Genomic DNA, 20,684 nt, shown 5'->3' on the forward strand with positions numbered 1-20,684 from the left:
CCATGAAAATTTTGGCAAAATGGTTAGCATTGGCGGTTCTGCTTTGCACTATGCCGGCAAAAGCGGCGCTGGATATTGTGATCACTGAGGGGGTGGATGCGGCGCGTCCAATCGCAGTGATGCCATTCCAATGGCAAGGTGCGGGAGCGCCACCTCAGGCGATCGCCGATGTGGTGATGTCTGACTTAATTCGTAGCGGTACCTTCAAACCATTAGATGAATTAGGGTTACCACAACGTGGTATCGGTGCCTTAGCTCAGTTTGACGCGAGCGCGTGGGCCAATGTCGGTGCCGAAGCCGTCGTCGTGGGGTCGGTAAAACCCTATGGTACGGATCAGTTTTTGGTGAGTTTTGACCTTATCGATTTGGTTAAAGCGCAAAACCAAGCGCTAAAAGGGCCTACCAGTGCGACAGAATTTTTGATGGACAGTCGCCAAACTGTGATTTCTGCGGCGCAGTTCCGTCAATATGGCCATCGGATTAGCGATATCGTCTATGAGAAGTTGACGGGTATTCGTGGTGCTTTCTTAACCCGTATTTCCTACGTGGTGGTGAATCACACTCAGAAGGCGGCTTATTCACTGATGATCGCCGACTATGACGGTTACAACGAGCAAATGTTACTGCGCTCTCCAGAGCCTCTGATGTCGCCTTCTTGGTCGCCTGATGGTCGTCGTTTAGCCTATGTAAGCTTTGAAAACAAAAAGGCAGAGATTTTTGTTCAGGATCTTTACACCCAAGTACGTACAAAGGTGAGCAGCTTTCCTGGCATTAACGGTGCACCGACTTTCTCGCCTGATGGTAAATCCTTGGCTGTGACTCTCTCAAAGGATGGTCAACCTGAGATTTACGTTATCGATATCGCCACTAAGGCAGCAAAACGTATTACCAACCACTATTCCATCGATACTGAGCCATCTTGGTATCCCGATGGCAAGTCATTGTTGTTTACCTCCGAGCGCGGTGGTAGACCACAGTTATATCGTGTAGATTTAAATTCAGGCAAAGTGACCCGTGAAACCTTTGAAGGTGAATGGAATTTAGGTGGTTCAATTACCCCTGATGGTCGTAGCATGATTTTTGTGAATCGCACAAACGGTAAATTTAATATTGCACGTATGGATTTAAGTACGCGCTTTATGCAGGTGCTGACATCGACACGTTTGGACGAATCTCCAAGTGTGGCCCCTAATGGTACTATGGTGATTTATGGCACCACGTATCAAGGCAAGCAAGTTTTAGCAGCTGTTTCTACGGACGGACGCTTTAAAGCGAGATTACCGGTAGGTCAGGGTGAGGTGAAATCACCTTCTTGGTCTCCGTTTCTCTAATGTATTAGCTCGATTTATTCACATTTAATTTTATAAGGAACAGATAATGGATCTGAACAAGTTGTTAAAAGCTATGTTGGTAGCACTTCCAATTATGGCTATTAGTGCGTGTAGCTCAACTTCTGAATCAGAAACTGATGCAATGGGCTCTACAAACGGTTCTGGTAGCGAACTGAATGGTGGTGGCGTTCAAACTGGCGGTATTGGTGGAATGTTGTCACCTGAAGAGCAACAACGTCAGCAACTCGAGCAGTTGAGAAAAGAACACATCATTTACTTCGACTTCGACCGCAGTGAAGTTCAAACTGAATTCGCCGCCGTACTCGAAGCCCACGGTACTTATTTAGTTGAGCACCCAAGCGTACGCGTATTGATTGAAGGTCATGCTGACGAGCGTGGCACGCCAGAATACAACATCGCACTGGGTGAGCGTCGTGCTAAAGCTGTTGCTAAATACTTACAAGGCATGGGTGTACAACCTAGCCAAATGAGCATCGTAAGCTATGGCGAAGAAAAGCCACTTGACTTCACTCGTACCGATGAAGGTTTTGCTAAAAACCGTCGTGCAGTTTTAGTTTACTAAGATTGAATTACGGAGAGTAACTAGATGAAACGTGCCGTCTTAATTACGGCAATGTTCTTCGGCGCAGGAGCTGCAGTGGCAGCTCCTGCTCCTGTTGAAGATATTGCTGGTGGTTCAGGTGATGACAGACTTGCTCGTTTAGAGCGCATTGTAAAATCGAGACAACAAAGCGAAATTGATATGCAGCGCCGTCTGGATACTTTGCAGCAAGAAGTTCTCGACTTACGTGGTTTGACCGAACAACAGAATTATCAAATAGAGCAGATGCAACAACGTCAGCGTCAGCTTTACGATGAAATTGCCAATTTATCCTCCAAAGCTGCTGCCGCGCCAGCTGCTTCTACTCCTTCAACGCCCGCTGCTGTGGCAGCAAGTGCCAATGCCGCCGCCAGTAGCCTAAGTGAAACGGCCAGCTACGAAAGTGCGGTGAACTTAGTGCTGAAAGAGCGCAAGTATGATGATGCTATTCCAGCGTTTCGTGCCTTCATTAAACAGTATCCAGATTCAGTCTATGCTGCCAACGCCAACTATTGGTTAGGACAGTTACTGTTTAATAAGAGTGAATTTGCTGAAGCCAAACAAGCCTTCAACACCGTCGTGACTCGTTTTAGTGATTCCAACAAACGTGGTGACAGTCTAGTGAAGCTTGGCATGATCGCAGAGAAAACCGGTGATAAAGCCGGAGCGACTCAATACTACCAACAAGTAGTAAAAGACTACGCCAACAGCGCTGCAGCACGCATTGCACAACAGCAATTGGCTGCAATTAAAGCATAATTAACTAAAAAACATACTCTTAGTCTGTTTTTCATGCAAACGACAAAAAATTGGGAATTTACGCTTGCATGGGAAAATGAAAAAGGTATTATAGGCGCCCTCGGAACGGCGAGGTCGTTCGGGGCGCAAAATACCAGTAAATGGGTCGTTAGCTCAGTCGGTAGAGCAGTTGGCTTTTAACCAATTGGTCGAAGGTTCGAATCCTTCACGACCCACCACTTACTCTAGTAAATAGAATAAGTTAGCGGTATTTGAAGTGTTGTAAATAAGATGGGTCGTTAGCTCAGTCGGTAGAGCAGTTGGCTTTTAACCAATTGGTCGAAGGTTCGAATCCTTCACGACCCACCACTTTTCTGGAAGTGTAAAATTCAGAGTCCTTAGATGGGTCGTTAGCTCAGTCGCTTATTTTATAAAGCTAGGGCAGTTGGCTTTTAACCAATCAGTCGAATGGTTTAACTCCTTCACGATTCACACACTTTTCTGAAAGTGTAAAATTCAGAGTACTAGATGGGTCGTTAGCTCAGTCGGTAGAGCAGTTGGCTTTTAACCAATTGGTCGAAGGTTCGAATCCTTCACGACCCACCACTTTTCTGAGAGTGTAAAATTCAGAGTTCATAGATGGGTCGTTAGCCTGTCGCTTATTTTATAAAGCGAGGGCAGTAGGCTTTTAACCAATCAATCGAATGGTTTAAATCCTTCACGATTCGCCACTTTTCTGAGAGTGTAAAATTCAGAGTCCTATATGGGTCGTTAGCTCAGTCGGTAGAGCAGTTGGCTTTTAACCAATTGGTCGAAGGTTCGAATCCTTCACGACCCACCACTCTTAAATTCCCTAGTAAACTCCTCTTTAGCTTGCAATCCCAAAGTATTTTCGCGTTATATTCAGCATTTTCTACTTTTGTCTCATAGACTTATTGCCAATGTTGCTCGCTTGTTAAATTGTCCATATTGGCTGCGGACAAATAATAACAACTGGGGAAACATAAAATGAAACAAGCAAAACTTAGCTTGCTTTACTCTGCAACCTTATTGGCATTTATGGGCTCTGCCAATGCGGCTTCTTTAAAAAATACTGACGTTGAATTTGGTGGCTATATCAAGGCGGACGTGATGTTCAGCGATTATGGCAATGGGGCACCCGATTCGGGGGATTTATCCCGTCAGTTTTACGTGCCGGGTACCATTTACGGTAAAGACGGCAACGGTAACCAAGTGGTGGATTTCCAAGCCCGTGAAACGCGATTCAATTTTAAGGCGGCAACGGATCTTGATGGCCATAGCTTGTCGGGCTTTATTGAACTGGATTTTATGACCCACACCGATGGCAATGAGCGGGTGTCTAACAGCTATTCACCACGTATCCGCCATGCCTATGTATCCTATGATAATTGGACCGTAGGTCAAACCTGGACCACTTTCCAAAACCCTGCAGCTCTGCCCGAAAACCTCGACTTTGTGGGTGCTGCAGATGGTACGCCCTTTGTGCGTCAATCGTTACTGCGTTATACCCATGGCAACTTCCAATTTGCGATAGAAAACCCTGAAACAACGGTGACTCCGAACCAAGGTGGCGCACGCATCACCAGTGGTAATGGTGTCGTGCCTGATGTGGTGGCGCGATACAATCTCAAGACGGACGGCGGCGCCTCATTCTCGTTTGCGGGTATTGCTCGTCAACTCAATTTAGAAACCAAAATCGGTGCGACCCAAATCGATAGTTCGAGCTTTGGTTACGGCGCCAGTGTGGCGGGGATTATCCCCATTGGTAAAGATGATCTGCGCTTTACCGCAACCTATGGTGACGGTTTAGGGCGTTATATGGCGCTTAACTACATTAATGCGGGTGTGTTAGATGCGAGCGGCGATATCGAATCCATTCGTACCTTCGGCGGCTTTGTGTCTTACCGTCATTGGTGGAACGAACAGTGGCGCACCAGTGTGACACTCTCTGGTATGCAAGCGGATAATAATGTGGCTTTAACGGGCACAGGGGTGAATAAGGATGCCTATTCTGGCTATATCAACCTGTTGTATTCCCCTAGTAAACCACTGACCTTTGGGGTGGAATATATGTACGCCCAAAACAGTAAAGAGAATGGTGATGATGGTGATTTAAGCCGGATCATCTTCTCGGCGAAGTATGTGCTCTAACGTTTGATGTAATAAATAAAAAGGAGACCTGAGGTCTCCTTTTTATTTGGTATTAGGATTAACCTAACAGGTTGTTATCGCGAACATATTGTTCGAAATCGGTGCAACCACCTACGTGTTTTTCATCAACGAAAATCTGTGGCACAGTTTCGACTGGCTTACCGACAGTCTTCTCGAGATCTGCTTTAGAAATCCCTTCGGCGTGGATATCCACGTATCTAAATTTAAAGTCATCACGTTTTTCAACGAGTTGCTCTGACAGTTGTACTGCTCGCACGCAATAAGGACAGCCAGGACGGCCAAAAATAACAACGTACATAATAGCTCCTTAGGATTACTTTAAGCGTTTTATACCATAGCGCTAACCGAATTGATAATGTCAGATGTGTTTATTTTCAGTTTGATAGCGCCCTTGGTAATCGAAATAGCTTTCGAGCAGATCCCAGCCTTTTTTATGCTTTTTCAGCAGTAACAGATCCGGCATTCGAAAGGCGACGCTATCGGCAATCAGCTCAGACACGCTTTTGTATTGCTTAGGTTTAAGACCCGGCGTACGGCTATGGGGGAAAATAAACAACGCATACAAGGCACGCCATTGGGCGGGCGTTTGCAGTTTAAAGCGTCGATTAAACTCGTTTCCTTCAATGTCCAGATATTGCACCTTAAGATCGCCCGCATCACCCATTAACGTCATATGCTGGCAGCGGAACAGATGATGGTGCTGCTTATTCAATACTTGCTTAAGGCGTTTGTCGGGGTCGATTAAGGTTGATTGGCAATGCTGGCAAATACGCGCCGCAATGTCGTTCTCTTGCCCGCAATCGGGACAGGATTTAGACCGAAAACGAAAGTCACATTGCTGCTTTTGCCCATGATGCTCGACTATGCCCTGACAGCGACGGCCAAAGTGTTCGATAATATCGCCATCATTGTCGGTTAATCCCCAAAAGATATTGGCAAACTGGCAGACAGGGCAGTGAACTTGTACCGGAACCGACTTGCTATTGGGCTTAGCTTGGCCGACTTCTGGAAAATACAAATCATAGCCATTGGCTGCGTAATCAATCACTAAACAATCTTTTTTACCTTCACAGATCCTAAGACCGCGGCCAATCATTTGCTGAAATAAACTCACCGATGCGGTGGGGCGTAAAATCGCAATCAAATCCACATGGGGCGCATCGAATCCGGTGGTCAATACCGCCACGTTGACGAGGAACTTAAGCTCTCTGGCTTTAAAGCGCTTGATAAGCTCATCACGCTCATTATCTGGCGTTTGCGCCGTGACGATTGCCGTTTGCTCGCCGTGCTCCTTGTTAAGCTGGCTGACAATTTCTTCAGCATGGCGCACTGTCGCCGCAAAAATAATGATCCCCTGGCGATGGTGACTCAGTTCAATCAGTTGCGTCACAATAGCCGTTGTTGCTCGCCCAGCGTGATTCAGCAGCGCATTGACTTGGGCCTCGGGATATTCGCCATTGTCATTGGGCTTGATTTGGCTGAAGTCATATTGGGCACTTAAACCATCAAATAAAGTGGGCGCGGTTAAATAGCCTTGTTTAATCAGCGGACGGATGGGGAGCTCGAAAATACACTGCTCGAAGCTCCCAAGTTCAGGCGAGCCGACTTTGCCGTGGTAGTGACGTTTGTAAATCCAACCTGTCCCGAGCCGATAGGGAGTGGCTGTGAGGCCTAATAATTTGAGCTTGGGATTACGCTCTTGTAAATGACTTAAGAGTTGCTGATATTGGCTGGTTTTTTCGAGGCTGACTCTATGGCACTCATCGATAATCACCAGCGAGAAGGGCTCATCGAATTGAGTTAAGGCGCGCGCGGCGGATTGGATACTGGCCACGACGGTTTTGCCGTCAGTCGATTTTTGATTTAACCCTGCGGAGTAAATGCTAGCCTCCGTCGTCAGTAATCCGACCTTTTGCGCGTTTTGGGCAACCAGTTCCTTCACATGGGTTAAAACCAGCACTCGTCCTCTGGCGATGCGGGCGAGCTCGGCAATAACGATACTTTTTCCGGCTCCCGTTGGTAGGACTAACACGGCGGAATCGGTGCTTTTTTTGAAATGCGCGATGGCGGCATCGACAGCTTGTTGCTGGTAATCCCTGAGGGTAACGCTTGGGTTGGAATTAACTGACACGCTGTTAGATATTCTTGGTCGATTGAATTTGGCGCCAAGCTTAACACAGAACCAAAAAAATGCCCCTTGGTTGGAGGGGCAACTAAGAGAAAGGGGCAATCAGGCACTTTCTCAACAGGGTTTGCTTCATTTAAAGGAACCTGTACTCGATGGAGCAAGGTTCAAACGTACAGGAGCTAAAGCTGCGCTTAACCGTGATAAATCACGATTAAGCGCGGGATAACGATTACTCGTTACGATTCAAGCGAGTTTCAATCAAGGTCTCAATCACGGCTGGATCGGCCAGCGTTGATGCATCACCTAAGTTGGTCACTTCGTTCGCGGCAATCTTACGCAGGAAGCGGCGCATGATTTTGCCTGAACGTGTCTTAGGTAATCCTGTCGCCCACTGGATAAGATCCGGTGTGGCCAGGGCGCCAATTTCTTTACGAACCCATTGGCGCAGCTCTTGGCGAAGTTCTTCACTCTCTTCTGTGCCGCGGGTTAACGTCACATAGGCGTAAATACCTTGGCCTTTAATATCATGGGGATAGCCCACAACCGCGGCTTCAGCGACCAGTTCGTGTGACACCAGTGCACTTTCTACTTCTGCTGTGCCTAATCTGTGTCCAGAGACGTTAATCACGTCGTCTACACGGCCAGTGATCCAGTAGTAACCGTCTTCATCGCGGCGCGCGCCGTCACCGGTAAAGTACATGCCACGGAAGGTTTTGAAGTAGGTCAGCACGAAGCGTTCATGGTCGCCATATACGGTACGCATTTGGCCTGGCCATGAGTCGAGCAGCACTAAGTTACCTTCGGTTGCACCTTCTAAAATGTTACCCATGTTGTCCACGAGCGCCGGTTGTACCCCAAAGAAAGGGCGAGTCGCCGAGCCGGGTTTGGTATCGGTTGCACCTGGTAATGGGGTGATCAAAATGCCGCCCGTTTCGGTTTGCCACCAAGTATCGACAATTGGGCAGTGTTCATGGCCGATGACCTCGTGGTACCAGCGCCAAGCTTCTGGGTTGATAGGTTCACCCACAGAGCCCATGATGCGCAGCGAGCTGCCATCATACTTGTCAAAATGCTGTTTACCTTCGGCCATCAGTGCACGGATAAGTGTTGGTGCCGTATAGAGAATATTTACCTTGTGACGGTCAATCATCTCGCCTAAACGTGCTGGGCTTGGGTAATTAGGGATCCCTTCGTGGATTAGCACGGTCGCCCCGTTCGCCAGTGGGCCGTACACCATGTAGGAATGACCCGTGATCCAACCCACGTCGGCGGTACACCAGTAAATCTCACCGGGTTTGTAATCGAACACATACTCGTGGGTCATAGAGGCATACACCATATAACCGCCGGTGGTGTGCAATACGCCCTTGGGATTACCGGTTGAACCAGAGGTATAAAGTAAGAAGAGCGGATCTTCAGCGCCCATTTCTTCAATGGCGCAGTGCTCGGATGCGGTTTCAACCAGAGAGTGCCACCACACATCGCGGCCTTCTACCCAGTCAACCTTGCCGCCAGTACGTTTAAGTACAATCACCTTCTCAACGCTGGTGACATCGGGATGTTTTAGCGCATCGTCGATGTTGCGTTTGAGTGGGATCGCGCGGCCACCACGCATACCTTCATCGGCAGTGATAACCACCTTAGATTTACCGTCGATGACCCGTGAAGCGATAGAATCGGGTGAGAAGCCACCAAAGACCACCGAGTGTACGGCACCGATGCGGGCACAGGCCAGCATAGCGACAGCCGCTTCTGGCACCATTGGCATATAAATGGTCACAATATCCCCACGACGCACGCCTTGGCTGCGTAGGGCGTTGGCAAACTTACACACTTGAGTGTGCAGCTCACCGTAGGTGATTTTACGTTGTTCGCTGGCGTTATCGCCTTCCCAAATAATGGCAACGCGGTCGCTGTGCTCTGCTAGATGGCGATCTAAGCAGTTGGCTGAGGCGTTTAGGGTGCCGTCGTAGAACCAGTTAATCGATAAGTTATGATCGTCAAAAGTGGTTTTTTTGATTTTAGTGTATGGCTTTATCCAATCGATCCGTTTGCCGTGCTCTCTCCAGAAACCCTCTGGATTGACAATCGACTCTTGGTACATTTTTTTATATTGATCATTATTTACAAGTGCATTGGCAGCGATATTGCCGGAGACTTTGTAGAGAGACTGCGAGCTCATAGGGCTTCCCTTTCTAAAAATTGCGTAGTCTGAGTATGGTATGCAAGGGGCGGGCAACTCCATTAGACCTTGGTCTAGTTTTAAAATCTCCTTTATATTTAGGCTGTTGCATTCGAAAATCTGGCTAGATTTCAGCCATTATTTATCGCACAATAATGGAAAAAAGAGCAAAAATATGAATCTAACCTTAGTCGTCGCCGTTATTGCTATTTGTTATGTCTCACTTTTATTCCTTTTAGCCTGGGGCGCGGAGCGTTGGTTTAGCGGCGTGACCAAGAAGCTTCAGGTAGGCATTTATGGTTTAAGTCTGGCGGTTTATTGTTCTTCCTGGAGCTTTTTAGGCACGGTAGGGCAGTCGGCTAATGATTTTTGGTCCTTCATCCCGATTTTTATCGGTCCTATCATTATTTTCACCTTAGGTTTTGGCATGCTGCGCAAGATGGTCCTCGTGTCCAAGGCGCAAAATATTACCTCGGTCGCCGACTTTATCGCCGCCCGTTACGGTAAGTCACAAACCTTGGCGGCCATTGTTACCCTCATCGCGCTATTTGGCATCATGCCCTACATTGCCCTGCAACTTAAGGCGATGGTATTTAGCCTTAATTTGTTTCAGCCAGCAGACGAACCTTTAAACGGCATTACTATCCCTTTACTTATCACAGCATTGCTGGCGATTTTTGCCATTCTATTTGGGACGCGTAAGCTCGACGCTACCGAGCATAACCCCGGCATGATGCTGGCGATTGCCTTTGAATCGTTAGTCAAACTGGCGGCATTTTTGCTGGTGGGGATTGTGATTAGCTTTGGGGTGTTCGACGGTTTTGGTGATATCTGGCAGCAGGCGAGCGAAAGAGCCTTAATTAATTACCCAAATCCTCGCATCGAAGCCCTCATGCCTGAGCTGCTCGTCGGCATGGCGGCGTTTTTATGTATGCCGCGGCAATTCCACGTGATGGTGGTGGAGTGCGCCGATGAGTCGGTGTTGTCCAAGGGGCGCTGGTTATTCCCGCTGTATTTGGCCTTATTTGGCTTATTTGTTGGGCCACTGGCACTAGCGGGTAAAGTCATCCTCGGCGATAGCGTTGCCGCAGACACTTATGTGATCAATTTACCGCTTGCGTTAGATCATCCACTGCTCGCCGTGATTGCGTTGTTAGGCACTTTATCAGCGGCAACTGGCATGGTGATTGTGGCGGTAGTGACAATAAGCGTGATGGTGAGTAACGAGTGGCTGGTGCCCGTGATGCTGCGCACGGGTAATATCCGTGAGAAAAACTTTAGCCAGTTTTCGCAGATGCTGTTAAATGCACGCCGCCTTGCCATCGTCATCATCCTTGGCCTGGGTTATGGCAGTTATCTGGCGCTCGCCGACAGTGACTCCTTGTCGCACCTTGGGATGTTATCCTTTGGGGCGTTTGCCCAGCTGGCTCCTGCGCTGGTGGGCGGGCTCTATTGGAAACACGGTAATCGTGCTGGGGTGTTTTTAGGCTTGAGTGTGGGCTTTGGCCTGTGGTTTTACATCATGCTGAGCGGCATGAATGACGGCCAAAATGTGGCGACCTTGTTGTCGAGTAATATCGACCTGTTAGATGCCATTACCCCCAATGTGCGTGACGCCCTCACAGCCTTGTTCGCCAATATTGCCTGCTACATCTTAGGCTCGATTTGGTTTAGGGCGGGGGTGGCCGAGCGTATTCAGGCCAGCGCCTTTGTCAGCCCGGGTAAGCTTAAAAATAATGCCAATAAGAAAAATGGCCCAATCTCTCAGCAGGATTTATTGATCTTAGCCAGCCGCTTTGTGAGCCCAACTCGCGCCTATGAAAGCTTTAGCCGATTCTCCACCGAGGCGGTCAAGAGTGATAGTTGGCACAAGGCAGCGACACCTGAGCTTATCGCCCACACCGAACGCTTACTCGCCGGAGTACTTGGCGCTTCCAGTGCCTCCTTGGTAATGGACTCGGTTTTACAGGGGCGAGACTTGGCGCTCGATGAAGTCTTTAGCCTAGTCGATGAAGCTTCGTCCAAAATCATGCTCAGCCAAGATATGCTGCGCGGGGCTATCGAGCATGCCTATGAAGGAATGAGCGTTATCGACAGCGACCTCAACTTGGTGGCATGGAACTACAAATACGTCGAGCTGTATCAATATCCTGAAGGATTCTTGCAGCAAGGTATGCCGATTGGCGAAGTGATCCGCTTTAACGCGGCGCGGGGCTATTGCGGCGAGGGGGATATTGAGTCACAGGTCGAAAAACGTGTGCAGCATATGCGTAATGGCACGCCGCATACCTCAGAGCGACAACGTAAAGACGGTAAAGTGATTAAAATTCAAGGCAATCCTATGCCCGATGGCGGCTTTGTGATGACCTTTACCGACATCACTCAATACCGTGAGCAGGAACGGGCTTTACTTGAGGCCAATGAAACCCTCGAATCGCGTGTTAAAGAGCGTACCTATGAGTTAGCCATGCTAAACAGTGAGTTGCTTGAGGCCAAGGCGCAGGAAGAAATGGCTAACGCTTCTAAGAGTCGCTTCTTAGCGGCGGTAGGGCACGACTTAATGCAACCCCTGAATGCGGCGAGATTGTTTACCGCGTCCTTGTCCCAGTATCCTAATTTGGACCGCGAGGCGCGCACCACCCTATCCCATGTGAATAGCTCGCTCAAAACAGCGGGCGAGTTGCTCACCGACTTATTGGATATTTCGAAGCTGGATTCCGGCATGGTGGAGGTCAATCGCCGCGACTTTGCCATATCCGAGCTGCTCAATGGTCTGTCGGTCGAATTTGAGGCGATGGCGGCGGACAATCAAATTCGCTTTAAGATGATCCCCTGTAGTGCGACGGTCAACTCAGATCCTTCGCTACTGCGGCGCGTGCTGCAAAACTTCTTAACCAATGCTTATCGTTATGCCCGAGGTGGGCGGGTGCTGTTTGGCTGTCGCCATCGCGGCAGTGAGCTAGAGATCCAAGTATTGGATACGGGCTGCGGCATTGATGAGCATGAAACCCGTGAAATCTTCAAAGAGTTTAAGCGCTTAAATAATCCACGTAGTAAAAGCGTTAGCGGTCTTGGCCTTGGGCTGGCGATTGCCGATAGGATCAGCCGGGTACTAAACCACAGTATTCAAGTGTCCTCACAACTTGGACGTGGTTCAGTGTTCTCTATAAGTGTGCCTTTAGGGGAAACCGTGCGTCAGCCGCAGGTGAAGGCGTTGCCATCGCTATTGCAACCTTTGTCTGGGATTAAAGTACTGTGTATCGACAACGAAGAGGCCATTTTGGCGGGGCTTGAGAGTCTACTCAGCCGCTGGCAGTGTGAGGTGATTTGCGCCAAAGATTTAGCCGATGCACGCATAAAGTTAGGCCTAAAAGGGGTGGCGCCGGATATTGTTTTAGCAGATTTCCACTTGGACGATGGCCAAAATGGTGTCGATGCGATGGACGGGATCCGCGCGCTCTATGGCAAAGAGTTACCGGGGATTTTAATCACCGCCAATACCCGTAAGGAGCTGGTGGAGGATGTGCAGCGCCGAGGTTACCACTATATGGCGAAAATGATTAAACCGGCGGCGCTACGGGCCTTGATTTCGAGCCTGGTCAAGGCGAGTCGTTAAAGAAGGGGCCAACATCAGGATGTTGGCCCCATATTGAGTTCACTCGAGCTTAGAGCTTAAACGCCGCCAGTTTGGTATTGAGATTAAGCGATAGCTCGGCGAGGCTCTCGCTTTCTTGAGCAAGATAGGTGGCTGATTCAGACACTTCAAGCGCCGAACTATTAATCCCGCAGACGTTACGGTTCATTTCTTCTGCCACCGCGCTTTGCTCTTCGGCCGCGGTTGCAATCTGAGTGGCCATATCACTCACGTGCTTAATATGGGTCACAATGAGGGATAAATCGTTGCCTGCCTTTGTGGACTGGTCAACGCTCTTTTCAGCCAGATCGCGGCTCGTATCCATCGCATTGGCGGCACTGACAGCACGTTGTTGTAATAGGGAGATGGTGTTTTGAATTTCCTCTGTGGATTGCCTCGTTCTGCTGGCTAATTGCCGCACTTCATCGGCCACCACGGCAAAACCTCGGCCCTGCTCACCGGCACGTGCCGCTTCAATGGCGGCGTTTAATGCCAATAAATTGGTTTGATCCGAAATGGCACTGATCACCGCCGTCACTTCACTAATCTGCATGATTTCTTCTTTTAGCTTGTTCACTTGCTGCGTTGCTTGCTCCACTTCTTTGGCAAGCGCATGGATACCATCAACGCTGGCGTGCACGTCTTTATCGCCAAGTCCGGCTTCGCGGGTGGCTTCTTTGGTGTCTTTCGCGGTACTTTCGGCATTATTGGCCACATCGGCAATAGTGGCGCTCATTTCGTTCATCGCCGTGGCTAACTGGGCGAGTTGATCCCGCTGGTTGTTTACCGCTTGATTGGTTTCTTCGGCGGTTGATGCTATACGTGAAGCGGCTTGTGAGACGTTGTCGGCGCTGTGGTTAGCCTCAGCTAGTGCCGTTCGAATGCTTGTCATGCTCTGATTGATATTGTGCGCTAGGGCCGCAAGTTCATCTTTGCCTGTGACCGCAAGCTGCGGCGTCAAGTTGCCAGTGGCGATGATTTGCATCGCGTTATTCACTTGATCTAAGGGTTGAACAATAGAGCGACTGATGATGTAGCCCAGTGCCGCCATCAGTAGAATGAGAATAAGTGTAGTGCCGCCCATTAGCACATATTCATGCCAAATCGTGTTTTCAATGTCTTGCAGTAAAATCCCCGATCCTAAAATCCAGCCCCAGGGTTTAAATCCCATCACTAAGGACATTTTCTGGGCTTTTTTGCCATTGCCTGTTACCCAAGGATATTGCAAGACACCTTGCTGACCATTGCGCCCTAACTCGACCATGCTAAACCAATACTGCTCAGCGCCATTGTTGCCCATTTGCTGGCTGACTAACTCGGGTTTAACGGGGTGAACTATGATGTGGCGTGTTTCATCAATCACAAACAGGTAGTTGTCACCGTCGAACCGCATATTGTTAAGCATCTCTTTTGCGGCTTGTTGAGCCTGCTCTAGGGGTAAGTTTTGTTGTAAAGCCTGAATACGACTGAGGGCTAAGCTGAGCACTGCGTTGAGTCTGGCTTCACGTTCAGCCATCAAATTGCTTTTTAAGGTAGTGACAGAAAGGGTGAGAAGAATTAAGGCGCCGATAAAGGCTGTGATAAGTTGTAGCGCGAGTTTTCGGCTGACGGGGATGTCGGCGAGTTTAAACATAAAAGCTCCTTTTTCTTGGTCACGCTCACTAAGCTATCCTTTTGCCTAGGTTTTTAGCGGCTGCTTATGAAACGTACTTATGTGGAAGTCAGTGTTATTAAGCATTACTGGCTTTAACTAATTTTCCAGTTAACTTGCTAAATAAATGTGAAAATAGTGAGATTTTATGCAATTTGTGAACAAGGTTATCTAAAGCGTTTTTATGTGACTTATTTCACTCAAAGTAAGGTGAACCACATTAAGAGTACAAAAGATAATTCAATTCTGAGCCGGTTGAGTGAGCTGGTTGAGTGAGCCTGGTTAGGATCGCAAAGCCAAAGCCTGAGGCCTTTGAGAAACAGTTCTGCCGAGCGTTAAGGCATTCGGCAGAACTGAAACTGAGCTGAACTGATATTTGGCTGAGTTTAAATGGGGCCAAGCTAAGACGTGCAGAGTTTGCATCACGAGTGCATTGTGATTGAACAACATTAGCCGTGGCTGATAGTGATGCTCTCTGTCACCAGTGCCTCGCTTTGATTGGCATGGGGCGGTGCAATCGTTGCCGCCACTTGCTTCATCGCCTGAGTCAGCCTTGTGAGCTGTGAAGAACTAATCACATAGGGCGGCATAATATAAATCAGGTTGGCAAAGGGGCGCACCCATACGCCTAAGTCGACAAATTGCTGCTGCAGCTCGGCGGTATTGACCGCTTGGTGCATTTCGAGCACACCAACCGCGCCGAGCACGCGCACCTCTTTCACGCTGGGAATATCGATGGCATCGGCAAGCTCGCGCTGCATTTGCTGCTCGATGGCGGCAACCTGTGCTGGCCACTCCTGCTGATTGATTAAATCTAAGCTGGCGCAGGCGGCGGCGCAGGCGAGGGGATTGCCCATAAATGTCGGGCCATGCATAAAGACGCCGGCGGGCGATTGGCTAATGCCTTGGGCGACGTTATCCGTACATAAGGTGGCGGCAAGGCTGATATACCCGCCCGTTAAGGCTTTGCCTAGGCAGAGAATATCGGGCGTGATATCGGCATGTTCATAGGCAAATAACTTACCAGTTCGGCCAAAACCCGTGGCGATTTCATCGAGAATAAGCAGCACATTATATTCATCACACAGGGCGCGCAGGCCACGTAAATATTCGCTGCTGTAGAATCGCATTCCCCCTGCACCCTGCATAATCGGCTCGATAATCACGGCGGCAATATGTTGATGTTGCTCGCGTAAAATACGTTGCATTGGCGCTAAATCATCTTGGCGTAATGGCTCACCGAAGGGCGTTTGTGGCGCGTCGACAAAACACTGTTTCGTGACGGCCTCGCCAAACATGGTATGCATGCCACCTTCGGGATCGCAGACACTCATGGCGGCAAAGGTATCGCCATGGTAGCCCTTCTTCACCGTAAGAATGCGCTGTTTTTGGGCCTTTTGCGCTATAGGCAAATCTTGCCCTTGCCAATATTGCAGCGCCATTTTGATGGCAACTTCGACGGCAATTGAGCCTGAGTCACAGAGAAAGACTTTAGTGAGGGGCTCGCAGGTCATCGCCAGCAGTTTTTTGCAGAGTGTAATGGCGGGCTCATGGGTAATGCCGCCAAACATAACATGGCTAAGTTGGTGCAGCTGCCGCTCCATCGCCGTTAATATCGCCGGGTGTCCATAGCCATGTACGCAGGCCCACCAAGAGCTGGTGCCATCGATAAGCTTACGGCCATCGACCAATTCCAGCTCGCAGCCTTGTGCACTGTGTACCCCATAAACAGGAAGTGCACGGGTCATTGAAGTATAAGGATGCCAAATATGGGCGCTATCAAAATCCAAATCGAGTAAATTGCGCATAAAAGCTCACAGCGTTGATTGAAAATTAATCAGTGGTAAACCTGTATCACTGGTTGGCGTTGACAGTTTAAGGGCTGAGGTTATCCTAGCCAAGGTAAAATACAAAAATAAAAGGGTGTTCAATGTCGCAGTTGCAAGTTCGTCATGATTGGAAGCGGGAAGAAATCGAAGCCTTATTTGCGCTGCCGATGAATGACTTATTATTTAAAGCACACAGTATCCACCGTGAAGTGTACGATCCTAACGAAGTGCAGATCAGCCGATTGCTGTCGATCAAAACTGGTGCTTGTCCTGAGGATTGTAAATATTGTCCGCAGAGTGCGCGTTACGACACTGGCCTTGAAAAAGAGCGCCTATTGGCGATGGAAACCGTATTGACCGAAGCACGCAGTGCTAAAGCCGCGGGCGCTTCACGTTTCTGTATGGGCGCCGCTTGGCGTAACCCGAAAGATAAAGACATGCCATACCTCAAGCAAATGGTGCAAGAGGTTAAAGCCCTCGGCATGGAAACCTGTATGACCTTAGGCATGTTAAGTGCCGAGCAAGCCAATGAGCTGGCGGATGCAGGTCTTGATTACTACAACCACAATTTAGATACCTCGCCTGAATATTACGGCGATGTGATCACGACCCGTACCTATCAAAACCGTTTAGATACCTTAAGCCACGTGCGTGCATCGGGCATGAAAGTTTGCTCTGGCGGTATTGTTGGTATGGGCGAGAAGGCCACAGACCGAGCGGGCTTATTGCAACAACTGGCTAATTTACCTCAGCATCCCGATTCTGTACCCATTAACATGTTGGTCAAAGTGGCGGGCACCCCCTTCGAAAAACTCGATGATTTAGACCCGCTGGAGTTTGTCCGTACCATCGCCGTGGCGCGTATTTTAATGCCTAAATCCCGAGTGCGTTTATCGGCGGGCCGTGAAAACATGACTGACGAACTGCAGGCCATGTGTTTCTTTGCCGGCGCGAACTCGATTTTCTACGGTTGCAAGTTGCTGACTACGCCAAACCCTGAAGAAAGTGATGATATGGGCCTGTTCCGCCGTCTGGGTTTACGCCCTGAGCAGGGCGCTGCCGCGACTATCGATGATGAACAAGCTGTATTAGCCAAAGCTGCGGCTCACCAAGATAAAGCCTCGGCACCTTTTTATGATGCAGCGGCGCTGTAACTAAGGCTTATCGCCTCAGTAAAATTCGCTATGCTGGACTTGCGCTTCGTTAAGGGCGAAGCGCAGGCTCCAAAGGTGATACGGGCGGCGAGACTCTGCGAACATTTGAGTCGTCGTTATGCCGAGACTGAGCGAAAAACCAGTCAAGACGCCGAGTAAGCCAGCAAAGTAAAATGCACAGCAAGAAAAGTTGAGTAAGAAAAGTTGAGTAAGAAAAAATGAGTTCACCACTCACCTCAAAACTGGGTTCAAAAATTCTCGCCCGTCAGCAGGCGTTAGCCGAGCAAGGTTTGCTTAGGCAGCGTCAGGCATTGTCGAGCGCGGCAACACTCGGTGAGGATGGCCCTCAGTTTGGCTTAGCGGAGCAGCACTATCTTAACTTCAGCAGCAATGATTACTTAGGTCTATCCCGTGCCCCCGCATTGGTCGAAGCGCTGCACCTTGGCGCTAAGCAATATGGCGTGGGTAGCGGCGCATCACCGCTGGTGACGGGTTACAGCGAGGCGCATTTGGCGCTAGAAACTAAGCTGTGCCAGATTACTGGATTTGAGGCGGCGCTACTTTTTAGCTCAGGGTTCAGTGCCAATACCACCTTGTGTAAGACCTTGTTCGATAAGCAGGATGTGGTGCTGGCCGATAAGCTGGTTCATGCATCGATTATCGATGGATTGCGCGACAGCGGCGCGGATTTTAAGCGCTTTTTGCATAATTCCACCGAAAGTGCCGAGCGACTATTAACTAAGAACGCTGTATCTGCCCTGATCACTGAGAGTGTGTTCAGCATGGATGGTGATATTGCGCCGATTTCGGCGTTATCCGCACTTTGCCGAGCACATAATGCTTGGCTAATTGTCGATGATGCCCATGGCTTTGGCGTTGTTGATGCTGTGAGTGTTCAAGCTGAGTCTACTCCAGCTTCAAACCTTATCGATATCCAGATAGTGACCTTTGGTAAGGCGTTAGGCTGTCAGGGAGCCGCGATTCTTGGTTGTCGGCAGTTGATTGAATTTCTGGTCAGCAATGCACGGGAATATATCTATTCCACTGCCTTGTCGCCCGCAAATGCGGCCCTTGCCTTGGCTGCTGTTGAATACACTGAGGCCCATCCTGAGCTTAAGCAAAAATTGCAACGCAATATCTTATTGTTCAAGCAGTTGTGCCAAGATGCGGACATTCCACTCCTTGGTAGCGACACAGCGATTCAACCTTTGATTATTGGTGATGCGACGCAAACCTTGCTGGTGGCGGAAAAGCTAAAGGCATTAGGCATTTGGGTCGGCGCTATTCGTCCACCGACAGTGCCCGTTGGCTCGGCAAGATTGCGCATTACCTTAAGTGCATCCCATAGCGAGGCGGCAATACGGCGCTGCGTTAGTGGAATTGCCACAGTGCTGAAGGAATGTGCACTGCCGAGGGTTTCTGAGCGGCCTGAAGGGTAAGGCAGCGTTTGATTCAGAATATCCGGTGAATGGCAGGGCACTTCAATGCTCGAGTATTGAGAGCTTGAAGATAAGAGTCTTAAAGTAAGAGCTTGAACGTAAAAGCTTCTAAGTAAAAGTTTGATGTTAAAGTGAGAATAATCTGTGATGTCTATGCCGCTTGGCGTGAGTGTTAATTCCCATCCATCTGCCAGTCAGGTCGAGCATATTGCCGATAGGTTTTCTGCTGCGGCCAAGCGCTACCAAGAGCATAACTGTTTACAGCGTTTAAGCGGCGCGAGTTTGTTGCAGGGATTTGCTGCCAAGGGCACAATTCTTGATATTGGCGCGGGGCCGGGAACCGATTTTGCCGACCGTGCAATGGGCGATGATATCAAGGTTTATGCCCTCGATATCGCCCTAGGGATGCTGCAACAACTCCACGCAACTTTCCCTCGGCACCAATGTGTGTGCGGTAATGCCGAGCAACTCCCCTTTGCCGATGGGAGTATCGATAGTATTTACTCCAATTTAGCCCTGCAGTGGTGCCATGATTTTTCGGCTGCGACCAGTGAAATGGCTAGAGTCTTAAAACCCGGTGGAGAAGCGCACCTGAGTATCGTGGCCGAAGGCAGCTTGGCGCAGTTATCCACTCTTAGTTTGAGGGTGAACGGTTTTCAATCCCTTGAAAGCTTACAAGCCGCCTTTGATACCTCTGATTGGCAACTGTTTGATGTTCAACTTGTGCCAATGACCGTCTATTTTCAAGATCTTAAAACCTTGCTCTATTCCATTAAGGGCGTGGGCGCATCGGTGCAATCATACGTACAAACCGAAAACTCTTCAGATGCCGATACTCACTTAGGCAAATTGCGTGGCCGCCGCGATTGGCAGGCATTACAACAACGCGCAGAACTATTCCGTGAGGCTCAGGGCCTGCCTTTAACCTATCAAATCGCCCAATTTCGTGTGCGTCGCCAAGGCGATAGGGGGTAAGGCTTGTCGTTGAGCTTTGAGCGCGTGATTGACCATGGATTAAGAAGGAAAACGCATGTTTTTTGTAACAGGTACAGATACCGATAGTGGTAAAACCTTAGTGTCGACGGCGCTGTTAACCGCATTCAATCGTGAAGCTGCTCGCACAGGCGCTGCGCACTTAAGCCTGGGGGTCAAACCTGTGGCCTCGGGATGTGAAACCACAGAGCTGGGCTTACGAAACAGTGATGCGTTAAAACTGATGTCGGCCTCATCTTTAAAGCTCAGCTATGAGCAGGTCAATCCAATAAGCTTTGAACCCGCCATTGCGCCGCATATTGCCGCAAAACAGTTGGGGGTTAACTTATCTCCCGAGGCGATTTTGGCAACGTTAGATAGACAAGCCTTTGCGCAGGCTGATTTTTGCTTGATAGAAGGTGCGGGTGGCTGGCGTTTGCCCTTAGGGGACGGGCGTTATTTATCGGAATTAGTGCAGCAACTTAATTTGCCAGTGATCTTGGTTGTGGGAATGAAACTGGGCTGCTTAAATCATGCGTTATTAACCCAAGAGGCGATAATCGCCGATGGCTTAACCGTGGCGGGTTGGGTGGCAAATTGCGTCGATCCCAATATGAGCGTGTTTGATGAAAACTTAGCATCGCTTAAAGAGATGATGACATCGCCTTTCCTTGGTTGTATTCCGCATCTTAAACAGGCTGATGCAGAACATGCCGCCCATTTTATCGATATCCAGGCTTTGTTGATGAAATAACCCATTCAAAAAATACGTGTGATATAACAAAAAAAGAGGCCATACAGCCTCTTTTTGTTATTGAGTGTTTAATTTATT

General features: G+C 49.0%; 15 protein-coding genes and 6 tRNA genes. 16 read left to right on the forward strand and 5 right to left on the reverse strand.

Features of this window, described 5'->3' with window-relative positions:
• Window positions 1-2 precede the first annotated feature (2 nt).
• The 10 genes from tolB to B5P39_RS10955 all read left to right on the forward strand — a co-directional run bounded on the left by tolB (window position 3) and on the right by B5P39_RS10955 (window position 4,842).
• On the forward strand, window positions 3-1,331 hold the full coding sequence (tolB, locus tag B5P39_RS10920) for a Tol-Pal system beta propeller repeat protein TolB (protein WP_011717444.1): 1,329 nt from the start codon (window positions 3-5) through the stop codon (window positions 1,329-1,331).
• Between the two features lie 46 nt (window positions 1,332-1,377).
• A complete protein-coding gene (gene pal, locus B5P39_RS10925) occupies window positions 1,378-1,914 on the forward strand; it encodes a peptidoglycan-associated lipoprotein Pal (protein WP_011717443.1) in 537 nt (178 codons plus the stop codon).
• Between the two features lie 24 nt (window positions 1,915-1,938).
• Window positions 1,939-2,691, forward strand: coding sequence for a tol-pal system protein YbgF (gene ybgF, locus B5P39_RS10930; protein ID WP_088211532.1), 753 nt, complete (start codon window positions 1,939-1,941; stop codon window positions 2,689-2,691).
• A gap of 142 nt (window positions 2,692-2,833) precedes the next feature.
• Window positions 2,834-2,909 (forward strand) — tRNA-Lys (locus B5P39_RS10935).
• Between the two features lie 54 nt (window positions 2,910-2,963).
• Window positions 2,964-3,039, forward strand: a tRNA-Lys gene (locus tag B5P39_RS10940).
• Between the two features lie 35 nt (window positions 3,040-3,074).
• Window positions 3,075-3,162 (forward strand) — tRNA-Lys (locus tag B5P39_RS24685).
• A gap of 38 nt (window positions 3,163-3,200) precedes the next feature.
• A tRNA-Lys gene (locus B5P39_RS10945) sits at window positions 3,201-3,276 on the forward strand.
• A 35-nt stretch (window positions 3,277-3,311) separates the two neighbouring features.
• Window positions 3,312-3,401: transfer RNA gene (locus B5P39_RS24690), tRNA-Lys, on the forward strand.
• Between the two features lie 34 nt (window positions 3,402-3,435).
• Window positions 3,436-3,511, forward strand: a tRNA-Lys gene (locus B5P39_RS10950).
• Between the two features lie 167 nt (window positions 3,512-3,678).
• Window positions 3,679-4,842: a DcaP family trimeric outer membrane transporter gene (locus B5P39_RS10955; RefSeq protein WP_088211533.1), complete on the forward strand. Its 1,164-nt coding sequence runs from the start codon at window positions 3,679-3,681 to the stop codon at window positions 4,840-4,842.
• Between the two features lie 58 nt (window positions 4,843-4,900).
• On the opposite strand, the gene B5P39_RS10960 is transcribed toward B5P39_RS10955, so the two are convergent.
• From B5P39_RS10960 to acs, 3 genes are all read right to left on the reverse strand, one after another.
• A complete protein-coding gene (locus B5P39_RS10960) occupies window positions 4,901-5,161 on the reverse strand; it encodes a GrxA family glutaredoxin (RefSeq protein ID WP_011072684.1) in 261 nt (86 codons plus the stop codon).
• Window positions 5,162-5,221: 60 nt separating this feature from the next.
• Window positions 5,222-6,994 carry a DEAD/DEAH box helicase gene (locus B5P39_RS10965; RefSeq protein WP_088211534.1) on the reverse strand — a complete coding sequence of 591 codons (1,773 nt, stop codon included), beginning with the start codon at window positions 6,992-6,994 and terminating at the stop codon, window positions 5,222-5,224.
• Between the two features lie 226 nt (window positions 6,995-7,220).
• The gene (acs, locus tag B5P39_RS10970) at window positions 7,221-9,173 is read right to left on the reverse strand and encodes an acetate--CoA ligase (RefSeq protein WP_086902146.1); all 1,953 of its coding nucleotides are present in this window, start codon (window positions 9,171-9,173) and stop codon (window positions 7,221-7,223) included.
• Between the two features lie 175 nt (window positions 9,174-9,348).
• Between acs and B5P39_RS10975 the strand changes: the two genes are divergently transcribed.
• Complete coding sequence (locus tag B5P39_RS10975) at window positions 9,349-12,789, forward strand: hybrid sensor histidine kinase/response regulator (protein WP_088211535.1); 3,441 nt, start codon at window positions 9,349-9,351, stop codon at window positions 12,787-12,789.
• A 49-nt stretch (window positions 12,790-12,838) separates the two neighbouring features.
• Here the strand turns inward: B5P39_RS10975 and B5P39_RS10980 are convergent, their stop codons facing one another.
• A complete protein-coding gene (locus B5P39_RS10980) occupies window positions 12,839-14,440 on the reverse strand; it encodes a methyl-accepting chemotaxis protein (RefSeq protein WP_088211536.1) in 1,602 nt (533 codons plus the stop codon).
• 467 nt (window positions 14,441-14,907) lie between these two features.
• On the reverse strand, window positions 14,908-16,266 hold the full coding sequence (bioA, locus tag B5P39_RS10985; protein WP_088211537.1) for an adenosylmethionine--8-amino-7-oxononanoate transaminase: 1,359 nt from the start codon (window positions 16,264-16,266) through the stop codon (window positions 14,908-14,910).
• A 122-nt stretch (window positions 16,267-16,388) separates the two neighbouring features.
• Between bioA and bioB the strand changes: the two genes are divergently transcribed.
• From bioB to bioD, 5 genes are all read left to right on the forward strand, one after another.
• Window positions 16,389-17,441, forward strand: coding sequence for a biotin synthase BioB (bioB, locus tag B5P39_RS10990; RefSeq protein WP_011623120.1), 1,053 nt, complete (start codon window positions 16,389-16,391; stop codon window positions 17,439-17,441).
• A gap of 30 nt (window positions 17,442-17,471) precedes the next feature.
• On the forward strand, window positions 17,472-17,600 hold the full coding sequence (locus tag B5P39_RS24930) for a hypothetical protein (protein WP_254915766.1): 129 nt from the start codon (window positions 17,472-17,474) through the stop codon (window positions 17,598-17,600).
• A gap of 59 nt (window positions 17,601-17,659) precedes the next feature.
• Window positions 17,660-18,880, forward strand: a complete 1,221-nt coding sequence (locus tag B5P39_RS10995) for an aminotransferase class I/II-fold pyridoxal phosphate-dependent enzyme (protein WP_088211538.1) — start codon at window positions 17,660-17,662, stop codon at window positions 18,878-18,880.
• A gap of 147 nt (window positions 18,881-19,027) precedes the next feature.
• A complete protein-coding gene (gene bioC, locus B5P39_RS11000) occupies window positions 19,028-19,855 on the forward strand; it encodes a malonyl-ACP O-methyltransferase BioC (RefSeq protein ID WP_088211539.1) in 828 nt (275 codons plus the stop codon).
• A gap of 55 nt (window positions 19,856-19,910) precedes the next feature.
• Window positions 19,911-20,606 (forward strand): dethiobiotin synthase, encoded by a 696-nt coding sequence (gene bioD / locus B5P39_RS11005; RefSeq protein ID WP_088211540.1) that lies wholly within the window; start codon window positions 19,911-19,913, stop codon window positions 20,604-20,606.
• Window positions 20,607-20,684 lie beyond the last annotated feature (78 nt).

It is taken from the genome of Shewanella sp. Shew256, assembly GCF_002196695.1.
Lineage (GTDB): Bacteria > Pseudomonadota > Gammaproteobacteria > Enterobacterales > Shewanellaceae > Shewanella > Shewanella mangrovisoli.